General features: G+C 61.5%; 2 protein-coding genes. Both read right to left on the bottom strand.

Annotated elements, in window-relative coordinates:
- A partial coding sequence (locus tag EOA24_RS35945) for a glycosyltransferase family 2 protein (protein WP_133374814.1) occupies positions 1-870 on the bottom strand: 870 nt, incomplete at its 3' end.
- Between the two features lie 279 nt (positions 871-1,149).
- Positions 1,150-1,680 (bottom strand): DUF1465 family protein, encoded by a 531-nt coding sequence (locus EOA24_RS35940; RefSeq protein ID WP_042645727.1) that lies wholly within the window; start codon positions 1,678-1,680, stop codon positions 1,150-1,152.
- Between the last annotated feature and the right edge of the window lie 288 nt (positions 1,681-1,968).

Below are 1,968 nucleotides of genomic sequence, written 5' to 3'. Positions count from 1 at the left end.
TGCCAGGCCCAGCCGGGAGTCGGTTTCAACCGGATGCTGGGGCTCATCGACGCAGAGCGAAGCCAGCCGCTCTTCCAGGTGAACCGGATCGTGAAGGCCGGCATCCGGCGGCATGGTCAAGCCGATCTCGGCCGCCCGGTCGGACAGGGCTTCGAGGCGCCGGAAGTCATGCTGCATGCGCCAGCGCGCCCGCTCGGCAAGCTTCTCGTCGAAGACCGAATGGTTGGAGCCGTGGATGCGGTAGGCGCCAAGGCAGGTGTCGATGGATTTCACTTCTCCGTGAAGCGGCGCCAGTGTCGCCAGATAGCCATCGGCGCCTTGCCGGAAATCGCTTTCAGGCATGGGCATTATCGGTTCCAGCGCCTCGCGGTCGAACGCCAGCCCGCTTGTCACCGTCGTACGGTAGCGCCCCTTGCGCAACAATTCCGGCACGACGTCGCCTGAATCGAACGGCTGTTCGGGAGGGGGAAAGACATCCTTGATCTGCTGGTCCTCATCAACGAGATGCAGCCGGAATTGCGCCTGGGCGACATCTGCATCCCACTCGTCCAGGACCTCGGAGACGGCGTTCGGATAGAGATAATCGTCGGCGTCCAGGAAAAGGATGATCGCCCCGGTGCTCGCCTCGAATCCGGTGTTGAATGCTGCGCCATGCCCGCCATTCCTGCGCCTCAGGCACGGGCGGATCTTGTCGCCATAGGATTCGATGACGGCCACCGACGCATCGGTCGAAGCGTCGTCGACGACCACGACCTCGACATTTCGGTGGTCCTGCTCCAACGCGCTGTCGATGGCGCGCCCGAGAAACTGTTCGTAATTGTAGTTAGGGATGATGATCGATACCGGAATGCGGTCCAATGGCGAATGCACGGGATCAAGCCTCGCAATCTGCTTTGGTCACAGTGACGGTGATTTTCTTGCAAATCCGGCTCGGGTCGACCCGGCTGCGGCGAACGGCTCCAACTAGAGGCCTATCGCTTCCAGGCAAGGGTGATCTTTCTCGCGAAGGTGGGCACGGCCTTCAATGCGCCGAAAGCTGCTGCCGCAACATCGAAAAGTGGCTGGAGGCCAGAGGCGCTTGATTTGCGCCGATCACGGCTCGATGGGGGAAGCCGCCCGCGCTACTCAGCGTTTGTTGCAAACGCGGTGTCAGCCGCGCGCGAACGCCGTATTCAAAAGGCTGATCTGGTCGGAAACCGGATTGGCCCGGCGGCTGGGCGCGTGCGTCTCGGCGACGACGCCGCCATAGATTTCCTCGTCCATGCGCCGTACCAGCGCCTGCAGGCGTAGCGAGCGCGTCACCAGATCGAGAAATTCCTTCGGCAGCTCGTTCCAGCCAAGCGCCTCGTCATGCGCCGACGCGGTATCCAGCCGCACCTTGGATTTCTCCGAGGCCACCTGGTCGCGCGTCATCTCGCCGGAATTCGCCGCGCGCTGCAGCAGCAGCCAGGAGGCGACCTGCATCAGCCTTGTGGTCAGCCGCATCGATTCCGCTGCATAGAGGGTCGCGGCCGTGCGCGACAATTTCTTGGCCTCGAGCCTGCCCTTGCCATCGAGATATTCGGCGGCCTGCTCGACCAGCCCCATGCCTTCCTGGTAGAGCGGCTTGAAGGATTGGGAGAAAACCCGGCGCTCCGCCAGCTTGATGGTTTTCGCGCTGCCCTTCGAAGGCTCGTTCATCGATACGCCCCTGCACTGCCGCCAGCCGATTCGACTATCCTTGCCGACGTGGCCAGCACCCTTAACTGACTGAGGCTTGAAAATGCGCTTCGATGCCCATGAAGGCAAGCGCATGTTTAACAAACGGTTAACGCCGGCTGCTTTGGAGCCGGCCGCCCGTGGACAAAAAAAGAGCCGCGGATAAGGCGGCTCTCAGGAGTTTAACAGGGAGGCGTCAAACAAAGTGGCTCCAACCACTCGGTAAGAATCCAGCAAAACTGGATGTGCATAGTAAACGCCTGTAAAGCT

It is taken from the genome of Mesorhizobium sp. M2A.F.Ca.ET.039.01.1.1 (assembly GCF_003998035.1).
In the GTDB taxonomy this organism is placed as follows: domain Bacteria; phylum Pseudomonadota; class Alphaproteobacteria; order Rhizobiales; family Rhizobiaceae; genus Mesorhizobium.
Note: the sequence above shows the minus strand (reverse complement) of the source record. Positions and strands in the feature narration are given on the sequence as shown.